Source organism: Asanoa sp. NPDC049475 (assembly GCF_040676915.1).
Lineage (GTDB): Bacteria > Actinomycetota > Actinomycetes > Mycobacteriales > Micromonosporaceae > Asanoa.
In genome coordinates this window covers 189,805-208,333 of the sequence record NZ_JBFAPY010000004.1, presented here as the reverse complement: position 1 = coordinate 208,333, position 18,529 = coordinate 189,805, and the positions used below count along the sequence as shown (strand labels likewise).

General features: G+C 71.7%; 20 protein-coding genes and 1 pseudogene. 10 read left to right on the top strand and 11 right to left on the bottom strand.

Features of this window, described 5'->3' with window-relative positions:
* Positions 1-14: 14 nt before the first annotated feature.
* The 4 genes from AB0J88_RS16495 to AB0J88_RS16480 are packed head-to-tail and all read left to right on the top strand — an operon-like array spanning position 15 to position 4,373.
* Positions 15-1,688 carry an extracellular solute-binding protein gene (locus AB0J88_RS16495; protein ID WP_364343942.1) on the top strand — a complete coding sequence of 558 codons (1,674 nt, stop codon included), beginning with the start codon at positions 15-17 and terminating at the stop codon, positions 1,686-1,688.
* Positions 1,685-2,788 (top strand): Gfo/Idh/MocA family oxidoreductase, encoded by a 1,104-nt coding sequence (locus tag AB0J88_RS16490; protein WP_364343945.1) that lies wholly within the window; start codon positions 1,685-1,687, stop codon positions 2,786-2,788. The genes AB0J88_RS16495 and AB0J88_RS16490 overlap by 4 nt, the downstream gene beginning before the upstream one ends.
* Positions 2,785-3,678: a PmoA family protein gene (locus AB0J88_RS16485; RefSeq protein WP_364343948.1), complete on the top strand. Its 894-nt coding sequence runs from the start codon at positions 2,785-2,787 to the stop codon at positions 3,676-3,678. Before AB0J88_RS16490 ends, AB0J88_RS16485 begins: the two co-directional genes overlap by 4 nt.
* A complete protein-coding gene (locus AB0J88_RS16480; protein WP_364343951.1) occupies positions 3,675-4,373 on the top strand; it encodes a cupin in 699 nt (232 codons plus the stop codon). The genes AB0J88_RS16485 and AB0J88_RS16480 overlap by 4 nt, the downstream gene beginning before the upstream one ends.
* Here the strand turns inward: AB0J88_RS16480 and AB0J88_RS16475 are convergent.
* Positions 4,346-5,227 carry an LLM class flavin-dependent oxidoreductase gene (locus AB0J88_RS16475; protein ID WP_364343954.1) on the bottom strand — a complete coding sequence of 294 codons (882 nt, stop codon included), beginning with the start codon at positions 5,225-5,227 and terminating at the stop codon, positions 4,346-4,348. The two genes, AB0J88_RS16480 and AB0J88_RS16475, sit on opposite strands and share 28 nt — an antisense overlap.
* A 54-nt stretch (positions 5,228-5,281) precedes the next feature.
* On the opposite strand from AB0J88_RS16475, the gene AB0J88_RS16470 reads away from it, so the two are divergent.
* Both AB0J88_RS16470 and AB0J88_RS16465 read left to right on the top strand, forming a co-directional pair.
* Positions 5,282-5,875, top strand: a complete 594-nt coding sequence (locus AB0J88_RS16470) for an RNA polymerase sigma factor (protein ID WP_364343957.1) — start codon at positions 5,282-5,284, stop codon at positions 5,873-5,875.
* Positions 5,872-6,780: a hypothetical protein gene (locus tag AB0J88_RS16465; protein WP_364343960.1), complete on the top strand. Its 909-nt coding sequence runs from the start codon at positions 5,872-5,874 to the stop codon at positions 6,778-6,780. Before AB0J88_RS16470 ends, AB0J88_RS16465 begins: the two co-directional genes overlap by 4 nt.
* A gap of 3 nt (positions 6,781-6,783) precedes the next feature.
* Here the strand turns inward: AB0J88_RS16465 and AB0J88_RS16460 are convergent, their stop codons facing one another.
* Positions 6,784-7,980 (bottom strand): glycosyltransferase, encoded by a 1,197-nt coding sequence (locus tag AB0J88_RS16460; protein WP_364343963.1) that lies wholly within the window; start codon positions 7,978-7,980, stop codon positions 6,784-6,786.
* 211 nt (positions 7,981-8,191) lie between these two features.
* Here AB0J88_RS16460 and AB0J88_RS16455 point away from each other — a divergent pair, with 211 nt between their 5' ends.
* From AB0J88_RS16455 to AB0J88_RS16445, 3 genes are all read left to right on the top strand, one after another.
* A complete protein-coding gene (locus AB0J88_RS16455) occupies positions 8,192-9,160 on the top strand; it encodes a YihY/virulence factor BrkB family protein (RefSeq protein WP_364343966.1) in 969 nt (322 codons plus the stop codon).
* A 67-nt stretch (positions 9,161-9,227) separates the two neighbouring features.
* The gene (locus AB0J88_RS16450) at positions 9,228-9,638 is read left to right on the top strand and encodes a DUF2795 domain-containing protein (RefSeq protein WP_364343969.1); all 411 of its coding nucleotides are present in this window, start codon (positions 9,228-9,230) and stop codon (positions 9,636-9,638) included.
* A gap of 51 nt (positions 9,639-9,689) precedes the next feature.
* Entirely contained in the window at positions 9,690-10,151 is a 462-nt protein-coding gene (locus AB0J88_RS16445; protein ID WP_364343972.1) for an SRPBCC family protein, read from the top strand.
* Between the two features lie 37 nt (positions 10,152-10,188).
* Here the strand turns inward: AB0J88_RS16445 and AB0J88_RS16440 are convergent, their stop codons facing one another.
* The 5 genes and pseudogenes from AB0J88_RS16440 to AB0J88_RS16420 all read right to left on the bottom strand — a co-directional run.
* Positions 10,189-10,962, bottom strand: coding sequence for an ABC transporter ATP-binding protein (locus AB0J88_RS16440; RefSeq protein WP_364343975.1), 774 nt, complete (start codon positions 10,960-10,962; stop codon positions 10,189-10,191).
* On the bottom strand, positions 10,959-11,720 hold the full coding sequence (cbiQ, locus tag AB0J88_RS16435; protein WP_364343978.1) for a cobalt ECF transporter T component CbiQ: 762 nt from the start codon (positions 11,718-11,720) through the stop codon (positions 10,959-10,961). The genes AB0J88_RS16440 and cbiQ overlap by 4 nt, the downstream gene beginning before the upstream one ends.
* Positions 11,720-12,103, bottom strand: coding sequence for a PDGLE domain-containing protein (locus tag AB0J88_RS16430; RefSeq protein WP_364343981.1), 384 nt, complete (start codon positions 12,101-12,103; stop codon positions 11,720-11,722). Before AB0J88_RS16430 ends, cbiQ begins: the two co-directional genes overlap by 1 nt.
* A complete protein-coding gene (locus tag AB0J88_RS16425) occupies positions 12,100-12,822 on the bottom strand; it encodes an energy-coupling factor ABC transporter permease (protein WP_364343984.1) in 723 nt (240 codons plus the stop codon). Before AB0J88_RS16425 ends, AB0J88_RS16430 begins: the two co-directional genes overlap by 4 nt.
* 227 nt (positions 12,823-13,049) lie before the next feature.
* Positions 13,050-13,279, bottom strand: a pseudogene (locus AB0J88_RS16420) (TspO/MBR family protein); the annotation flags it as partial.
* A gap of 96 nt (positions 13,280-13,375) precedes the next feature.
* On the opposite strand from AB0J88_RS16420, the gene AB0J88_RS16415 reads away from it, so the two are divergent.
* Entirely contained in the window at positions 13,376-14,605 is a 1,230-nt protein-coding gene (locus AB0J88_RS16415; RefSeq protein ID WP_364343987.1) for a glycoside hydrolase domain-containing protein, read from the top strand.
* On the opposite strand, the gene pcaD is transcribed toward AB0J88_RS16415, so the two are convergent.
* From pcaD to AB0J88_RS16395, 4 genes are read right to left on the bottom strand one after another with little or no spacing between them, the layout of a single operon-like run.
* On the bottom strand, positions 14,592-15,341 hold the full coding sequence (gene pcaD / locus AB0J88_RS16410) for a 3-oxoadipate enol-lactonase (protein WP_364343990.1): 750 nt from the start codon (positions 15,339-15,341) through the stop codon (positions 14,592-14,594). The genes AB0J88_RS16415 and pcaD overlap by 14 nt on opposite strands.
* A 1-nt stretch (position 15,342) precedes the next feature.
* The gene (locus AB0J88_RS16405; RefSeq protein WP_364343993.1) at positions 15,343-15,846 is read right to left on the bottom strand and encodes a hypothetical protein; all 504 of its coding nucleotides are present in this window, start codon (positions 15,844-15,846) and stop codon (positions 15,343-15,345) included.
* A gap of 39 nt (positions 15,847-15,885) precedes the next feature.
* A complete protein-coding gene (locus AB0J88_RS16400) occupies positions 15,886-17,526 on the bottom strand; it encodes an ATP-dependent DNA helicase RecQ (RefSeq protein WP_364343996.1) in 1,641 nt (546 codons plus the stop codon).
* A gap of 40 nt (positions 17,527-17,566) precedes the next feature.
* Entirely contained in the window at positions 17,567-18,205 is a 639-nt protein-coding gene (locus AB0J88_RS16395; RefSeq protein ID WP_364343999.1) for a TIGR03557 family F420-dependent LLM class oxidoreductase, read from the bottom strand.
* Between the last annotated feature and the right edge of the window lie 324 nt (positions 18,206-18,529).

Below are 18,529 nucleotides of genomic sequence, written 5' to 3'. Positions count from 1 at the left end.
CAAGGAGACCGCTCATGAGCTACCTGCACAGGCCCGTGAACCGCCGCACCCTGCTCTCGGGCGCGACCGCGCTGGCCGCCGGATCCCTGCTCGCCGCCTGCGGGGACGGCGGAGGGGGCGGCGCCGACAACAGCGCGCAGGCCAACCAGAGCGTCAAGCTGCCCGCGTACGTGCCCTCGACGGTCGTCACCCCCGACCTGCCGGGCAACGCCAACGGGCTGCTCAACGCCTTCCGGGCGTACCCGAGCCCACCGGTCGCCCAGTTCGGCGGGCCGCCGATGAAGGGCGGCACGGTTTCGGCGTTCGTGCTGACCGGCTCGCCGGTGCCGCCGCCGAAGGGAAACAACCCGTTCTGGCAGGAGCTCGACCGCCGGCTCGGCGTCGACCTGCAGCTGACCATCACGCCCAGCGCGGAGATGGCCACCAAGTTCTCCACCCTGATCACCGGCGACGACCTGCCGGACCTGATCGTGCCGGCGCTTTTCCTGCCCAACGGCGTGCCGGCCGGCATCGGCAACCTTCCACAGTGGATGAACGCCAAGTGCACGGACCTCACGCCGCACCTCGGCGGTGACGCCGTCAAGGAGTACCCGAACCTGGCCAACATCCCGACCGCGGCGTGGAAGCAGTGCGTCTACAACGGCGGCATCTACGGCGTGCCGGTGCCGCGCGGAGTCGCCGGCACGCTGATGTTCCGCCGCGACGACGTCATCGCCAAGCTCGGGGTCGATCCCGACCCCAAGAGCTTCGCCGAGTTCGCGGACTTCTGCCGGAAGGTCACCGACGCCAAGGCCAACCGGTGGGCGATCGTCAACGCCGGCGGCCTGATGCACCTGGTCCAGCAGATGCTCGGCGCGCCCAACGGCTGGCGCTGGGACGGCAGCAAGCTGACCAACGTGGTGGAGACCGAGGAGTTCCGCAAGGCACTGTCCGATGTGGTCACGCTGTACAAGGACGGGGTGGTGCACCCCGACAGCTTCGCCAACAACGCTCCGGTGAAGCGCTGGTTCAACGCCGGTGAGGCGATGCTGACCGCGGACCGCTACACGGCGTGGCCACAGTTCTACGCGGAGAACATCGCGGGTCCGGAATTCAAGATCAGCGGCATGCGGCCGCCGAAGTACGACGGTGGCGGCTTCGCGCCGACGTGGCAGTCGAACGCCGGCTCGATCAACAACTTCACCGTCTTCAAGAAGGCCGACGAAGGACGGATCAAGGACCTGCTCAAGCTCTGCGACTACCTGGCCGCGCCGTTCGGCACGGCCGAGTGGCTGTTCCGCCGGTACGGGCAGGAAGGGGCGCACTACACGATGCAGAATGGCGGTCCCGTCTACACCCAGGCCGGCGTCAGCCAGACCGCGCTGGGCATCCGCTACATCGTCGACGCGCCCGACACCATCTTCATCCCCGGCCGCCCCGACGCCACACAGACCTCCTACGACTACCAGAAGACCATCATCGACACGTCCGTGCCCGACCCGGTGGTGGCCAACAACCTGTTCTCCGACGAGTGGTCGCGCAAGCAGCCGGTGCTCGGCCAGATCGTGCTCAACGGCCAGAACGACATCATCGCCGGCCGGCAGCCGCTCAGCCAGCTCGACCAGGTGATCAGCGACTGGCGTGCCCAGGGCGGCGACAAGGTGCGCGAGGAGTTCACCGAGCAACTCCAGAAGTCCGGCATCCGATGAGCGTGCGGGTCGCGCTGGTCGGCACCGGCACCATCGCCGGGATCCACGCACAGGCTCTCCGGGATCTCGGCGACCGGGTCGACCTGGTGGCCGGGGTCGACGTCGACGGGGCGCTGGCCCGCTCGTTCTGCCAGACGCACGAGATACCGCACGCCGGCACCGACCTGGCCCGGGTGCTGCACGCCACCCGGCCCGACCTGGTGCACGTCTGCACGCCGCCGGGCGCGCACCTCGACGCCGCCCGCACCGCGCTGGCGTACGGCGCCCACGTCCTGGTCGAGAAGCCACCGACGCTGACGCTGCGCCAGTTCGCCGAGCTCGAGGCGGCCGCCGGCCACAGTGGACGGCATGTCGCGACGGTGTTCCAGCACCGCTTCGGCTCAGGCGCGCGCCGCCTGCGGTCGCTCTACCGATCCGGCGTGCTCGGCCGGGCGCTGCTGGCCATCTGCCAGACCACGTGGCACAGGCCGCAGCAGTACTTCGACGTGCCGTGGCGGGGCCGCTGGGACACCGAGGGCGGCGGCCCGACGATGGGACACGGCATCCACCAGATGGACCTGCTGCTCGCGATCCTGGGCGACTGGACACAGGTCAGCGCCATGGCCCGCCGGCAGGCCCGCGACGTCGACACCGAGGACCTGTCGCTGGCCCACGTGAGCTTCGCGGACGGCTGCGTGGCCTCTGTGGTCAACAGCGTGATCTCCCCACGGGAGCAGAGCTACCTGCGGTTCGACTTCGCCCGCGCGACCGTCGAGCTCACCCACCTCTACGGGTACGGGGAGGACGCCTGGCGGGTGACCGCGGCACCGGGCCACGAGGAGGCGGTGCTCGGCGCGTGGCACGGCGGTGAGCGCGGCGTGCCGAGCGGGCACCGGGCGCAGTTCGCGGCGGTGCTCGACGCGATCGAGGCGGGGGAGCGGCCACCGGTGACGCTGGCCGAGGCACGCCGCACGATGCGCCTGGTGGCCGCGATCTACGCGTCGGCGTTCACCGGCCGGCCGGTCGGCCCGGACGAGCTGGGGCCGGGATCGCCGTTCTACGAGCAGATGCGGGGCGGCGGTCCGCCGTGGCGGATCGTGGCGCGTCAGGAGGTGGCATGACGGATCCTGGACGGACCGGGTTGGCGTTGACCCACGAGCACGGCCGCGCGCTGCGGGTGAGCTGGTGTGACCGGGATCTGTTCCGCTACGTCTACCGGCCCTGGGACGACCAGCTCGAGTCGCCCAAGCCGTACCTGCATCCGATGTGGACTCTCGAGGGCCGGCCGATCAGCCTCTACCGGCCGCACGACCACGTCTGGCACAAGGGGCTCTCGCTGGCGCTGGCCAACGTCGGTGCCGACAACTTCTGGGGCGGCCCGACCTACCTGCGCCCCTACGGCGGCTACGCCCAGCTGCCCAACAACGGCACGCAGCGGCACGACCGGTTCACCCGGCTGTCCGCCCATGACGCGGCCGTGGGCGTCACCGAGGAGCTGACCTGGGTGACGCAGGACAGCCGGGCGGTGTTCGCCGAGGAGCGGACGCTCGACGTCACCGCGCTTCCCGAGGACGGTGCCTGGCAGCTCGACCTGGGCACCGCCCTGCGCAACGTCGGTGTCTCGGACGTCGCCATCGGCAGCCCGTCGACCGAGGGTCGCGACGGTGCGGCGTACAGCGGGTTGTTCTGGCGGGGGCCGCGCAGCTTCAGCGGCGGCACCGTGCGGATCCCCGACGCGGAGGGCACCGACGAGCTCAACGGCGCTCGGGCGCCGTGGATGGCGTTCACCGGCCGGCACGACGGCGACGGCGAGCACGCGACGCTGCTGATGGCCGACCTGAACGGGCCGACGCCCTGGTTCGTCCGCAGCGAGGTCTACGCGGTGCTGTGCCCGGCCGCGTTCGCGGAGGTGCGCACCGTCGCCCCGGGCGAGACGCTGCGGCTGCGCTACCGCGTCGTCGTCGCCGACGGCGACCTCGACCACAAGACCTGCGCGAGGCTGGCGGGATGACGGCGTTCCCCGGCGGCACAGGCGTCACCCACCTGTCCGTCTACGACTGGCCCGGCCCGGACGGCCTGCCCGGCGGGTCGGCGCACGTGCACCTGGTCTGCACCGAGGGCTACGTCGTGCTCGAGGGCCGCGGCCGGTTGCAGACGCTCGGCGCCGACGGCTTCGCCGAGACGGTGCTGACCCCACTGACCGTCGCCTGGTTCGCGCCGGGCGTCGTGCACCGGCTCGTCAACGACGGCGGGCTCCGGATCCTGGTGGTGATGCAGAACGCGGGCCTGCCCGAGGCCGGCGACGCGGTGCTGACGTTCCCGCCGGCGCACCTGGCCGACGCGGCGAGCTATCGCGCGGCCGCCACGCTGCCGTCCGACGACCCGGCCGGCGGTGCGCGCAGGCGCAAGGATCTCGCGGTCGAGGGCTTCCTGGGGCTGCGGGCCGGCGGTGCACCCGCGCTCGCCGAGTTCTACGCTCGGGCGGCGGCGCTGGTGCGCGACGACCTGCCCGGCTGGCGCGACCGCTGGCGGGACGGTCCGCTGGCCGCCGCGACCGCCACCGGCGACCAGCTCGACCGCCTCGGCGACGGCGGCGTCCACCATCTGCACGACGGCCGGCTGACCGTGCTGGGCGCGCCTCCGGAGCGCGGCTACGGCATGTGCGGGCGGCTGGCCACCTACCCGGCGCGTTCACCGCTGACCTGAGCGCGCACGGCCGGGACGACCTCCTCGGCGAAGCGGGGCAGCTGGTCCGGCCCGTCGCCCCAGAACAGGAACGTGTCGAACCCGTAGCCGACGGCCAGGTCGGTGAGCTCGTCGACCCACTGGTCGACCGGTCCGCGCAGGAGCCCCTCCCGCGCGCCGTCGGTGATCCGGCCGTTGACGTTCAGCACGCGGCGGATGTCAGCGGGGTTCCGGCCGGCCTCCGCCGCCGCCTCGTCGAGCCGGGCCGCCGCGGCCGCGAGCGGGGCGATCTCCTCGCGCAGTGACGGCACCCAGCCGTCGGCGAGCCGGCCGGCCATGGCCAGCGCGCGCGGTCCGTACACGCCGAGCCAGATCCCGATCCCGTGTGCCGGCTCCGGACCCGAGTGCGCCCCGGCCAGCCGGTAGTGGCGGCCCTCGAAGCGGAGGTTGCGCTGCCCGCTCCAGACCAGCCGGATGACGGAGATGGCCTCCTCGAGCGCGTCGAGCGACTCGCCCGGCGCCCGGCGCGGGCCGCCGTACGCCTCGATCGCGTCCCAGAACGCCCCGGCGCCGAGGCCGAGCTCGAACCGCCCGCCGCTGAGCAGGTCGATGCTGGCGGCGGTCTTCGCCAGCACGGCCGGCGGGCGCAGCGGCAGGTTGGCCACGTCGGGAAGGACGCCGACCCGTGTGGTGGCCGCCGCTATGGCACTGATCAGGGCGAAGGTGTCGACGTACCGCCGCTGGTAGGGGTGGTCCTGCACGCCGATCCAGTCGAGCCCGCGGTCTTCGATCTCGCGCGCGGTGGCGAGCAGCGGCGCGCTGGCGTCGGGGACGAGGAATGATCCGAAGCTGAGGTCACGGCCGAAGTCAGGCACCCCTCCACGGTACGGAACCCGGGCGGCACTTCCGGACAGTCAGAGAATGTGGAGATGAGCACACGGGCGCGGGTCCGTGCGGGAGACCCGGACGCGTTCCGGCAGCTGTTCGACGAGCACGCCCGTTCGGTCTACAACCACGGCTTCCGCCTGACGGGGGATTGGTCGGTGGCCGAGGAGGTGGTGTCGCTGACCTTCCTTGAGGCGTGGCGGCTGCGCGGCCGGGTCGACGCGGGTGGGGACGGATCGTTGCGGCCGTGGCTGCTGGGGATCGCCACCAACGTGGCGCGCAACGTGCGCCGGGCCGCGCGCCGTTACGACGTCGCGCTCGCCCGACTGCCGGCACCGCGGGCCGTGCCCGACTTCGCCGAGGAGGTCACCGACCGCCTCGCCGACCAGGAGCGGATCACCGCCCTGCGGGCCGCGATGAGCGCGTTGCGCGCGCCCGAGCGGGAGGTGCTGGCGCTGTGCGTGTTCGCGGGGCTCGACTACGCGGAGGCGGCGCAGGCCCTGGGGGTGCCGGTGGGCACCGTGCGATCGCGGCTGTCGCGGGCGCGCAAACGGCTTCAGGAACCGCTGCCCGGTTCCGGACAGGTAGTTGGTGACCGCACGATCGCGGTCCGGCTCGCTGCGGAGGAAACGCGATGAACGACCTACGGGACGAACTGGCTCGCCTGCTTCCCCGGCCGGCGGAGCGGAACCTGCCGGGCGACCGCCACCAGCAACTCCGGGAGGCCCTGTTGAACAACCTGTCCACATCGGAACGTCCGGCTCGGCTACGCGGGCGGCCGTTCGCCTACCTCGCGTCAGGGTTGGCGGTCTGTGCGGCGGTCGCCGTAGCGGCGATCGCGATCGGCAGCGGCCCGCGACCGGTGACGTCGGCCGAACAGATCCTGCTCGCCGCCGCGACGACCGCGGCGAGGACGCCGGAAGGCACCGGCGCGTACTGGCACGTCAACGTCGTGTCGTCCGACGGTGGGACGTACGAGACCTGGACGGCGCGCGACGGCCGGTACTGGGTCACCTATCGGACGGACGAGTCCGCACCGGCCACCCCGGGCACGAAGGCAAGCCCCGTGAAGATAGTCGAGGCCGCGTCGGTGGCCCCGTTCTCGCTGGGCGGGGCGGCGGTGACCCTCGAGACGATCCAGGCGCTGCCGACCGAGGAGAACGCGCTGAGCGCGCGGATCGACGAGATCATCGCGGCGGCCGACGTGCGCACCAGCGCCGGCATCCTGACCGCGGAGCAGCGCGAGCAGGCGGTCCTCCAGAGCCTGGTCTCGCTCGTCTCGCAACTGCCGGCGCCGCCGGCCGTGCGGGCGGCCGCCTTCCGCGCGTTCGCCGCGTACCCGAATGTCGAGAACACGGACGAGGGGTTGCTGATCTCCTTCTTCGCCGGTGAACCGCCGGCTCGGCTGGTCGTCGACCCGACCACGGCCCGCGTCACCCGCACCAACGTCATCGTGACGGCGGACGGCGGTTTCCTGAGCCCGCCGGACGGCGCCACCTTCGACCTGACGGTCGCCGAGTGGACCGACGTGCCGCCGAGCTAGGCCCTAGGCGACGGCGCCGCTGGGGCGGGTGTGCAGGCCGGACAGGGCGGAGTAGACCGCCGACAGTTGGGCCGCCACCCGCTTCCAGGAGTAGACCTGGCGGGCGCGGTCGATGGCCGCGGTCGCGTATGCCAGATGGCGGACCGGGTCGCCGAGCAAGCGCCGGATGGCCGTGCCCAGGGCGCGCGGGTCCCGCGGTGCGACCAGGTCGCCGGTCAGGCCCTCCACGACCGTCTCGGCGATGCCGCCGACCGCTGTGCCGACCACCGGCACGCCGCAGGCCATCGCCTCCAGCGGGCTCAGGCCGAACGGCTCGTACCAGGGTGCGGCGACCAGCAGGTCCGCGGAGCGGTACCAGAGCGGCATCTCCAGGCGCGGGACGCGTCCGACCAGCTGGACCCGGTCGCCCACGTCGAACCGGTCGGCCAGCGCGCGAAGCTCGCGCGCCGCGGGGTCGGCGTCCAGTGACTCCGCCGGCGGCCCACCGACGACGACGCACTCGGCGTCGGGGACCAGGCGCAGCGCGGAGATCACGTCCTGGTGGCCCTTGCGGGCGGTCAGGGCGCCCACGGACAGCACGCGGCGGCGCGGGCCGCGCTCGCGGGCCGGCCCCTCGGGTTGGAACAGCTCGTCGTCCACACCCCCGGGGATCAGCACCAGGCGCGACCTCGGCACGCCCATCCGGACGAGCTCGCGGAGCTCGTCCTGGCTCTGCGCGACGACCCGGTCGACCGCGCGGCCGAGCACCCGCTCGTAGCCGATCCGCTGCGGCGGTCCGCTGAACGCGTTGCCGCGCCGGGCCGCGGTGCCAAGCTCATGGTAGGACTCCACGATCGGCACCCCGGTCTGCCGTCCGGCGGTGATCGCGGCCAGGCCACTGGTCCAGAAGTGCGCGTGGGCCACCGCCGGGGTCCAGCCGTCACCGCGCCAGCGGTCGACCAGAAAACGCGAGAAGTCCTTCGTGTACGGAAGCAGTTCGCTGTCGTCCAGGGGTCGCGGGGGGCCGGCCGGGACCCGGATCACCGAGACGCCACCGACGGTCACGTCGGTGGCGTCCCGGTGATCCGCGCGCGTGTAGACGCGGACGTCGTGCCCGGCGGCCGCGAGGGCGGCGGACAGGTCGCCGACGAAGACACCGCGTCCCCCGCTCGCCGCCCCGTCGGACGGGTCCGCGTGCTCGGAGATCATCGCGATGCGCATGGGTTCATCCTCCCGCGTCGAACCGGCGTAGCCGCGCAAGTCCGGCGTTCCCGACGATTTGCCTCGTGGTTCCTGCCTCACCAGGCCTCAGAGCTTCCCGATCGGAACAGCGCTAAACATCACGAACACCGCATGCACCATGCGTCGAAGCGTTTGTGGAACAGTCACGCTGGGTACGGACGGCCGTGCTCCCGGTTTGAGAGGCGGACCCATGGCGACCACGGCAGGCCTTGACTTCGACCCTGCCGCGCTGCCGCGCCGGGTCCGGCAACTCAACTGGCGCACCTGGCGCGGCGTGCTCGTCCGCGCCGGCAAGGGCTTCGTCAACGACAACTGCTCGGACTGGTCGGCGAGTCTGACCTACTACACCGTGCTGGCGCTCTTCCCGTCGGCGATCGTGGTGGTCGCCCTGGTCAACCTGGTCTCGCAAGGTGACCGCACCGTCGACACCGTGGTCGGCCTCCTGCGCGACATGGGCGCCGCCTCGGTCGTCGACAAGGAGGGGGTCGTCGACGCGATCAAGGGCGTGGTCAGCGCGAAGAGCTCGGCGGGTGTGCTGCTCAGCTTCGGTCTGCTGACCGCGATCTGGTCGGCGTCCGGCTATGTCGGCGGCTTCACGCGCGCCTCCAACGCGATCTACGGCGTCGAGGAGGGCCGGCCCGTCTGGAAGCTGCGCCCGCTCCAGATCCTGCTCACCATGGCGGCCCTCGTGCTGTTGGCGCTGGTCGCGCTCATGCTGATCGTCAGCGGGCCGGTGACGACCGCGATCGGCGAGCGGCTCGATCTGGGCCGGGCGCCGCAGCTCGCCTGGACGGTGGCCAAGTGGCCGGTGCTCGTGCTGATCGCGATGCTGCTGCTGGCGATGCTGTTCTGGATCGCGCCGAACGTCCGGCAGCCCCGGTTCCGCTGGCTGACCGTGGGCGGCTTCGTCACGCTGCTGGCGACCGGCCTCGCGTCGTTCGGCTTCGGCCTCTACGTGGCCAACTTCGACTCCTACAACAAGACGTACGGGAGTCTGGGCGCCGTCATCGCCTTCCTGGTGTGGATCTACCTGGTCAACTCGGCCGTGCTGTTCGGCGTGGAGGTCAACGCCGAGGTGCAGCGCGGACGGGAGCTCCAGGCCGGCGCGGAGAAGGTCGACGACCCGGTGCTGCCGCCCCGCACGCCGGCGGAGGACTGAGGTCCCTGGGGCGGATGGTTGCCCTGCGACGGGTTTAGCCCCTGGACCCCTGGGAACCTCAAAACGCATGGAACGGGGCAACGCAAAACACAGTCCACGTGTTGACGACGAGCTCGCGCACGAGGTCGACGGGGTCGTGAAGGGCACCGCCGGCGGCCGGGCGGAGGAGTTCCGCGAGGCCGAGCCGGCCGGCGAGGACCAGCCCGAGCCGAGCATGGTGCCGGGAGGCGACGACGGCTCCGGCGCGCCGCAGGGCATGACGGCCGAGGAGGTCGAGCTGCGCAGCCGGTTCGGGCGGTACATCAACCGCTCGGCGCTGCCGGGCGACCGCGACCGCCTGCGCCGCGACGCCGAGGGCAACGAGGCGCCCGACGACGTGCTCGCGGAGATCGACCGGCTCCCGTCCGGGGTCCGGTTCCAGACGGTGTCCGAGGCCTGGGCCGCGCTCGGTCACCACAACGAGACACAACGCTGGTAACCGCTTCGCCCAGGCGCGGGAACCGGCAGACATGAGGAGGTATCAAGCCACATGGGTGGCGTGACCAAGTCAGTCGACGTCGCGGTGCCGGTGCGCACCGCGTACAACCAATGGACCCAGTTCGAAGAGTTCCCCCGCTTCATGGAGGGGGTCCAGGAGATTCGTCAGCTCGACGCCACGACCACGCACTGGAAGACCGAGATCGCCGGTGTGAAGCGGGAGTTCGACGCCCGCATCACCGAGCAGCTGCCGGACGAGCGGGTGGCATGGACCTCGGTCGGCGGCACGAAGCAGTCCGGCGTGGTGACGTTCCACCGGCTGGACGCTGAGAACACGCGCGTCACGGCTCAGATGGAGTTCGAGCCGGACGGCATGGTGGAGAAGGCCGGCGAGAAGCTGCACGTGGTCGACCGTCGGGTCGAGGGTGACCTCAAGCGGTTCAAGGAGTTCATCGAGGGCCGGGGCACCGAGACCGGCGGCTGGCGCGGGGAAGTGGACAGACCCGTGCCGTAAGGATTTTCTGAGAGGGCCCGCTTCGGCGGGCCCTCTTCTACGGCAGCTGGGCGGCGGCGAAGGCCGGGTCGAAGCCGAACGGCAGCTCGAGGCGGTGGCCGCGCATCAGGTCGGCGTCGCCGAGCAGGTCCGCCGTCTTGCCGTCGGCCGCGATGCGACCTCCGTCGAGGATCACCGAGCGAGGGCAGAGCTCCAGCGCGTACGGCAGGTCGTGCGTGACCATCAGCACGGTGACCGGCAGGGACCGCAGGATCTCGGCGAGCTCCCGCCGGCTGGCGGGGTCCAGGTTGGACGACGGCTCGTCGAGGACCAGGATCTCCGGTCGCATCGCGAGCACGGTGGCGACCGCGACCCGGCGGCGCTGGCCGAACGAGAGGTGGTGCGGCACCTGGTCCCGGTGCTCCGTCATGCCGACCGCGGCGAGCGCCTCGTCGACCCGTTGTCTCAGCTCCTCGCCCTTGAGACCGAGGTTGGCCGGGCCGAAGCCGACATCTTCCGCGACCGTCGGCATGAAGAGCTGGTCGTCCGGGTCCTGGAAGACGATGCCGACCCGGCGCCGGATCTCGGCGATGCCGGCCCGGTCGGCCGGGTTCACGGTCAGGCCGGCGACGTCGACGGTGCCCGCGCCGGATCCCGAGCCCGCGTGCAGGATGCCGTTGAGGTGCAGCACGAGCGTGGTCTTCCCGGCGCCGTTGGGACCGAGCAACGCGACCCGCTCACCGGCGCCGACGGTCAGGTCGACCCCGTGCAGCACCTCCCGCCCGTCGGGGTAGGCGAAGTGCAACCCGTTGATCGTCAGCGAGGCGGTCATGCCAGCACCGCCACCAGGGCGATGGCGCCGGCCGCGATCGGGAGGGTCGCGGAGCGTACCCAGTCGGCGGTCGTGGCTCCTGGTCCTTCCGGGCGGGGAAGGCGGCCGGAGTAGCCGCGGGCGACCATGGCCAGGTAGACGCGTTCGCCGCGCTCGTAGGACCGGATGAACAACGCGCCCACGCCCACCGCGAACGCCTTGACCTGCCACAGGAAGCGCGGGTCGTAGCCGCGGGAGAGGCGCGCGACGCGCATCCGGCGGGCGTCGTCGGCGAGGATGTCGAGGTATCTGAGCATGAAAGTCGCGATCTGCGTGAAGACCTGCGGGCAGCGTAGCCGGTCCAGGCCCAGCAGCAGGTCGCGGGCGGTGGTGGTGGCCGCGAGCAGCAGCGAGGCCAGCACGCCGAGGGTGCCCTTGGCGAAGATGTTCCAGGCACCGTGCAGGCCGTCGATCGACAGCGACATGCCGAGCCAGTCGACCCGCTCGCCGTGCCCCGCGAAGGGCAGGGCGATGGCGAGCAGGACGAACGGGAGCTCGATCGTGGCCCGCTTGGCCAGCCAGAGCGGCGGGACCTTGGCGAGGACGAGCACCCCCACGAGAAGCAGGGCATAGCCGGCGAAGGCGATGAACTTCTCGCGGGGAGTGATCACCACGACGATCGTGAACAGTAGGGTCGCCATGATCTTCACCTCGGCCGGCAACCGGTGGATCCGGCTGTCGTGGTCGAGGTGGAGCGGGTGAGCGTGGCCGGCGCCCATCAGGCGCTCGTCGCTCCTTCGGTCGTGCGATCGTCGGTGTGCTCGTCGCCGCCGCGGCGCCGGACCAGCCAGAAGACGCCGCCGCCGATCGCGAAGGTGACCGCCACGCCGAGGACGCCGGACAGGCCGGTCGACAGGAACTCGTTGTCGATGCCCTTGATGCCGTAGTCGGCCAGCGGGCTGTCCTTGAGCTGGTGGGCCCGCTCCTGCTGGGCCATGCAGGTGCCGCCGGTGATGTTGTCGTCGGCGTCGAACGTGCAGCCCTTGCGGGCGGCGGCGTCGAGGCCGTCGGGGCTCGAGGAGGCGAAGCTGGAGACCACACCGGCCAGGAGGGCGGCGACCAGCAGGCCGCCCGCGATGAACCAACCGAGACGCTTCTTCACGCCACACCTCCGACGGCCGGGGCGGGCACGGCCGGGCCGGCCGGGCTCGCGGTCTTGCGGAAGCGGCGCAGGGCGTACACCAGGTCGGGCCGGACCCGCGCCACGGTGGCGACGGTGACCGCCGCGATGAGGCCCTCGCCGATGCCGATCAGGACGTGCGCACCGGCCATCGTGCCGGCGATCGTGGTGAGGTCGAGCTGGGTCGTGCCGCCGAGCGCGTACTCGACCACGAAGGCCTGCGACGCCACCACCACGCTGACCACCGAGGCGAGGAACGCGGTGACCGCGACGCCGCGGGGCGTCTTGGGCAGCACCCGCAGCAGACCGGCGACGAGCAGGTAGCCGGCCGCCGTGCCGATCACCGCCATGTTGGTGATGTTGAGACCGAGCGCGGTCAGGCCGCCGTCGGCGAACAGCAGGCACTGGATGATCAGCACCGTCGAGACGCAGAGGGCGCCGACCCAGGGGCCGACCAGGACCACCGCCAGCGTGCCGCCGAGCAGGTGGCCGGAGACGCCCGGGAGCACCTGGAAGTTGAGCATCTGGACCGCGAAGATGAACGCCGCGACCAGGCCGGCCATCGGCGCCAACCGGTCGTCGAGATCGGCGCGCCCGCGCCACACGCAGATCGCCAGCGCCGCCGCCGCGACCGCGGCGAAGATCGCCGAGACCTGCGAGTTGACGATGCCGTTGGCGATGTGCATCGCCACACCGTTCATGGACCCCTCCCCGAGGCGATCTGAGCCGCCGGCGCCGTCGTGACGGGTCGTGGCGGCGAGGTCGCCGGTAGCATATTGCGCCGGTCCGGTTATTGCATAGTCTTGGCAACAAGGACCGGCCGGGGTAGTCCACCACGCGCCGGCGATCATGGTCAACATCGCCGACCGACGGTTGGATCACACGAAATGCGCTGTTCACGCCTCGGTTATGGAGGCGACGCCTGCGGTCAGGCGTTGAGGCGCCAGATCGCCAGGTTGAGCGCGGCGGCGTAGGTCACCCAGGCCGCGTAGGGCACGAGCAGCCAGGCGGCCCGGCGATGCACGCGGTGGAAAGGACGACGGTGGCGACGACCGCGAGCCAGAGCAGGCAGATGTCGAGGAACGCGAGGCCGTAGCGGCCGGCGCCGAAGAACAGTGGGGTCCAGGCGGCGTTGAGCAGCAGTTGCGCGGCCCAGACGCTGCGCTCGTCACGTATCGCTGTTCATGAATCTGTGGTAGAAACTTTTCACGTTGCGAGGTGAATGCGCAGAAAATCTTCGAAAGGAGCGTGCTGATGCGCGGGACTGTCGCTCGGGTTCTGTCGCTGTTCGTCGCCGCCGCGGCGTGGCTGGTCGTGCCCGCGTCCGGAGTCGCGGTGGCGGCCACCCCGCCGCAGCCTGGGACGTTTGTCGGGCGTGGGTTCGACACCTGTGCCGCGCCGTCGCAGGCCGCTATGAACGCCTGGCGGGCCAGTTCGCCCTATCGGGCCGTGGGGATCTACATCAGCGGCGGCAGTCGGTCGTGTGCGCAGCCCAACCTGACCGCGACCTGGGTCGCCAACCAGGTCGCCAACGGGTGGCGGTTGATTCCGATCGAGCTCGGCTACCAGGCGCCGTGCGGCACGCGTACGCCCAAGATGTCCGCCAACCCGGCCACCGCGCGCACGCAGGGTGGCAGCGCCGCCGACAGTGCCGTCAGCGCCGCCCAGGCTCTCGGGATCGGGCTCGGCAGCACGATCTACAACGACATCGAGCACTATCCGTCGACCGCCTCGTGCAGGGCCGCCGTGCTGTCGTTCCTGTCCGGCTGGACGGAGCGGCTGCACACCCGCGGCTACCTGTCCGGCATGTACTCCAGCGGCTCCTCCGGCATCCGCGACGTCTGCGCCGCTTACGACGACACCGCGTACACCCGGCTCGACCAGATCTGGATCGCCTGGTGGAACGGGGTCGCGGACACCGACGCGGGCAGCTACTGCCCCGACGACCACTACGCGAACCACCAACGGCTGCACCAGTACGCGGGTGAGGTGACCGAGACCTGGGGCGGCGTGACGATCCACATCGACCGCAACTACCTCGACGTGAGCCCGACGCGGGAGCCGCCACAGGGGGAGGAGTGGACCGCTACCGTCGACAACAGCGGACCGGGCTTCACGGCGAGCGCCAACTGGGGCACGTCGGCCTTCTCGGCGCAGCGGTTCGGCGCCGACTACCGCTTCGCGAGCCCGGTCTCGTCGAGCGACGTCGCCTGGTACGCGGCGACCACCCCGGCGACCGACTCGTACGCGGTCGACGTCTGGTATCCGGCCGACGCGGGCTACAACAACCTGGCGCCCTACATCGTAGCGACGACGACCGGCAACCAGTCGGTGACGGTCGACCAGCGCACGGGCGGCGGCCGGTGGGTGCCGCTGGGCGTGTTCACGCTCCCGGCCGGCGCCGGCAACAAGGTCGGCGTGAGCCGGTGGACGAGCGGCACCGGCTACGTCATCGCCGACGCGGTGCGGTTCACCCGGCTGTGAAATGCCTCCGGAGCAGGTCGGTCACGCGATCGGCCTGCTCCACATTGGCCAGATGGGCGGCGTCGGGCAGCACCTCGAAGGCGGCGCCTTCGACCGCGTCCACAATGGCCGAAAGGAGCCGGGGCGGCGTGGCCGGATCGTCCTCGCCGGCGATCACCAGCGTGGGTGCGGTGATGCGGGACAGCACCGGGCGCAGGTCCATGGCCGCGATCGCCTCGCAGCAACCGGCATAGCCCTCCGGGTCGATCGCGACCAGCGCCTTCGTGAAGGTGGCCACGTCGGCGGGGTCGCATCCGGGTGTGAACCAGCGCGCGACGACCGCGTCGGCGACCGCGCCCATCCCGGCCGCGCGCACGGTCGCGGCCCGGTCGTGCCAGCCGGCGGCGGGTGGCAGATGGGCGGCGGTGCACAGCAACGCCAGGCGGTCTATCCGTGCGGACGCGTGCGCGGCGAGCCACATCCCGACCATCCCGCCGAGCGAGAGCCCGGCGTAGTGCACCCGCGCGAGGCCGAGGTGGTCGAGCAGCGCGACCACATCCTGGCCCAGATCGTCGAGGGCGTAAGGCCCGGGCGGCACGGGCGAACCGCCGTGTCCACGATGGTCGAACGCGACGACGCGAAACTGCCTACGAAGGGCCGCGACCTGCGGCGCCCACATCGCGCCGGTCGTGCCGAGGGAGCTGCCCAGCAACACGACCGGCGCGTCGAGAGGCCCGTGGACCTCGTAGGCCAGCACCTCAGTCGTTGAGGACCGTGGCGAGCTGGTCGCGGAAGACGCGCTCCGTGTCGGTGACCACGTCGCCACCGATGCCGAGGATGCCGCCGCTGGGTGCCGCGGTGACCACCTGCTCGGCGATCGTCACCAGCCAGTGCTTGTAGGCGCCGGCGTCGCCCTCGCTGGCCTTCGCGTTGAGCAGCGCGGCGGCGGCGCGGGCGCGGCCCAGCACGTCGGTGGCGTAGGCGGCCGGGTCCGCGGGCTCGATGGCCGGCAGCTCCTCACCGCTCTCCGGGTCGCCCACGCGGGTGACGAGCTCCACCGCGACGGCGGAGACCAGCTTGCTCGGCGACTCACGACCTTCGGCGATCGCCTCGAGGCCGGCCGCGCTCTCCGCCAGCGTGCGGCGCGTGCCGTCGTGCTCGGCCGCGCTCGCGGCGGTCAGCACCGACTGGGGCAGGCCGACGAGCAGCCCCCACTCGGAGTCGGTGAAGCCGAACTCGGTGAACACCGGAAGGTCAGTCACGTCCCGCACCCTTTCGTCCAACAGTCGAACAGAGCCTAGTCAACGGGCCTCGGCCACCAGCAGCCCCTGTTCGGAGACCACCGGGACCGACAGGGTCTTGTACCCCACTTCGTCGAAGAGCACCGTCATCCGGTCCTCCTCGTAGCCCATCACCATGCCGGAGCCCCACTCGGCGTGGTTGACCGTGCTGTGCACCGGGAACGGGCCGACGGCGCCGTTGTCCGCGACGGCCCGGCCGGCCACGCAGTTGTCGCAGTGGCCGCAGACGTGGTTCATCTTCTCGCCGAAGTACGCCAGGAGGGCCTGGCCGCGGCAGCCGCGCGCCTCCGCGTAGCCGCGCATCATGTCCGTCCGTGACTTCGACAGGTTCTGCTGGCGCTCGGCCTCCGCCATCGCGAGCGTGGCGACGTCGGCCGGTTGCGGAGCGTAGCGCGGGCTCGCGACCTTGCCGCCCGACCGGGTGACGGCGCCGCCGACCTGCTCCAGCAGGGCCACGAGCTGGCCGAGCTTGCGGGCGCCGAGGCCCGTGCGCTCGCGCAGCGCCGTCTTGGTGAGCGGACCGTCGGCTCGCAGCACGGCGGCGAGGTCCCGCAGCTCGTCGAGGGAGGGCAGGGCGCCGGTGAAGTACCGCTGCAAGCCCTCGTCCTCGGCCCGCCAGAGCAGCAGGGTCCGCGCGGGCAGCCCGTCACGGCCGGCGCGGCCGATCTCCTGGAGGTAGCTGTCCGGTGAGTCCGGCAGCGCGACGTGCGCCACCCAGCGGATGTTGGGCTTGTCGATGCCCATCCCGAACGCCGACGTGGCGACCATGATCGGCACCTTGTCGGCCAGGAACTCCTCGTGCAGCTTCTCGCGCGCACCGGTCGCCATGCCGCCGTGGTAGTGCGCGGCCTCGTGGCCGGCCGCGCGCAACCGCTCGGCCAGCTCCTCGGCGCCGCGCCGGGTCGGCACGTAGACGATCCCCGGGGTCTCGCCCTCGGCCAGCAGCGCCTGGAGCCGGCGCCAGCGGTAGTCCTCGGTCGGACAGTTGTTGGCTTCCAGGAACAGGTTTGGCCGGTCCAGCCCGGTGACCATGATCTTGGGGCGTCGCAGGTCCAGCCGGGCCACGATGTCGTCACGCACGGGCGGCGAGGCCGTCGCGGTCAGCGCGACCACGGGCGGGCGGCCGAGCTGCCGGATGACGTGGCCGAGCGCCAGGTAGTCGGGGCGGAAGTCGTGTCCCCAGGCCGAGATGCAGTGCGCCTCGTCGACCGCCACCAGCGACGGCTTGCACGCCTTGACCTCGGCGAGGCGGTCGGGGTCCGCCAGCTGCTCCGGCGTGATGAAGAGGAACTCGGCGGTGCCGTCGCGCAACGCGGCCAGTGCGGCCTGCTGCTGCTTCGGGGTCTCGGCCGACGAGACGCGCACCGCTTTGAGGGGTGCGGCGCCGCGTCGTTCCAGGCCGCCGATCTGGTCCTGCTGCAACGCGAGCAGTGGGGAGATGACCACCGTCGGGCCGGGCAGTTGGGTCGCCGGCACCTGGTAGAGCGCCGACTTGCCGGCGCCGGTGGGCATGACGGCGAGGACGTCGTGCCCGCGCAGGATCGCGTGCATCGCGTCGAGTTGGCCGGGACGCAGGGTCTTCCAGCCGAACAGGGTGCGGGCGGCCCGGCGCAGTCGCAGGGCGGTGAAGGTCGCTTTCATCGCCGAGCCGCGATACCCGGGCCGCACCGGTGCGAAACGCTCAACGGCGCAACTTCGGCAGGACCGAGGACGCGTACAGGTCGAAGAGCCCTTCGTAGTGCGGCCCGGTGTTGGCGACGTAGACCTCGTCGAAGCCCGCCTGCGCGTACGTGTCGATCATCTCGAGATGGGCGGCGGCGTCCTGACCGCAGACGAACGCCTCGCCCACCTTCTCCTCGGTGGCCAACTGCGACGCCTGCTCGAAATGCTTCGGCGTGGGCAGGATCTGGGACAGCTCACCGGGTACCGCGCTGTTGGGCCACTTCTCGAAGGCGATCCGCCGGCCCGCCGCGACCGTCTCGGCGAAGGCCGCCTTGAAGCCCGCCTGGGCCGGCTTGTCTCCGCCGCCACTGTCCCGGAAGGTCTTCACCAGGTCGGCGTCGGGGATCGTGCTGACGTAGCCGTCGCCGATCCGCCCGGCCAGCGCCGCCGCCTTGGGCCCGAACCCGCTCACGTAGACCGGCGGCGGTGTCGACGGCCGCGTGTAGATCCGCGCGTTGCGGACCGTGTAGTGCGGGCCACGGTGGGAGACCACGCCGCCCTGCCACAGTTCGCGCATCACCGCGACGGCCTCTTCGAGCATCTCCAGCCGCACGTCGGCCTCGGGCCAGTCGTCGCGGGCTCTGGCCCTGTGCGTCAACCCACGGGTGGTAGTGATCCGAGATCCACAGTGCCTCGAAGCCCGCCCGCTGTGCTCCCTTGGCCTGGGCGATCAGCCCGGCCGGCGGGTATTCCTCTGACGACAGGAAGTATCCGATGCGCATGCGGCGTCGGTACCCGGGCCGGGCCGGGTCATGCCTGCCGCCCTACTTGAAGATGCGCCGGATCGCATAGATGACGATAAGTGTGCCGAAGATCGCACCGAAGATCTGGACACCCGGTACGTCGTACCAACTCACGTTGTCCGCCGCCCACCCCATGCGGGCACTGTAGCGTCGCCAACAACTGGAAGGTTTGTTGACTA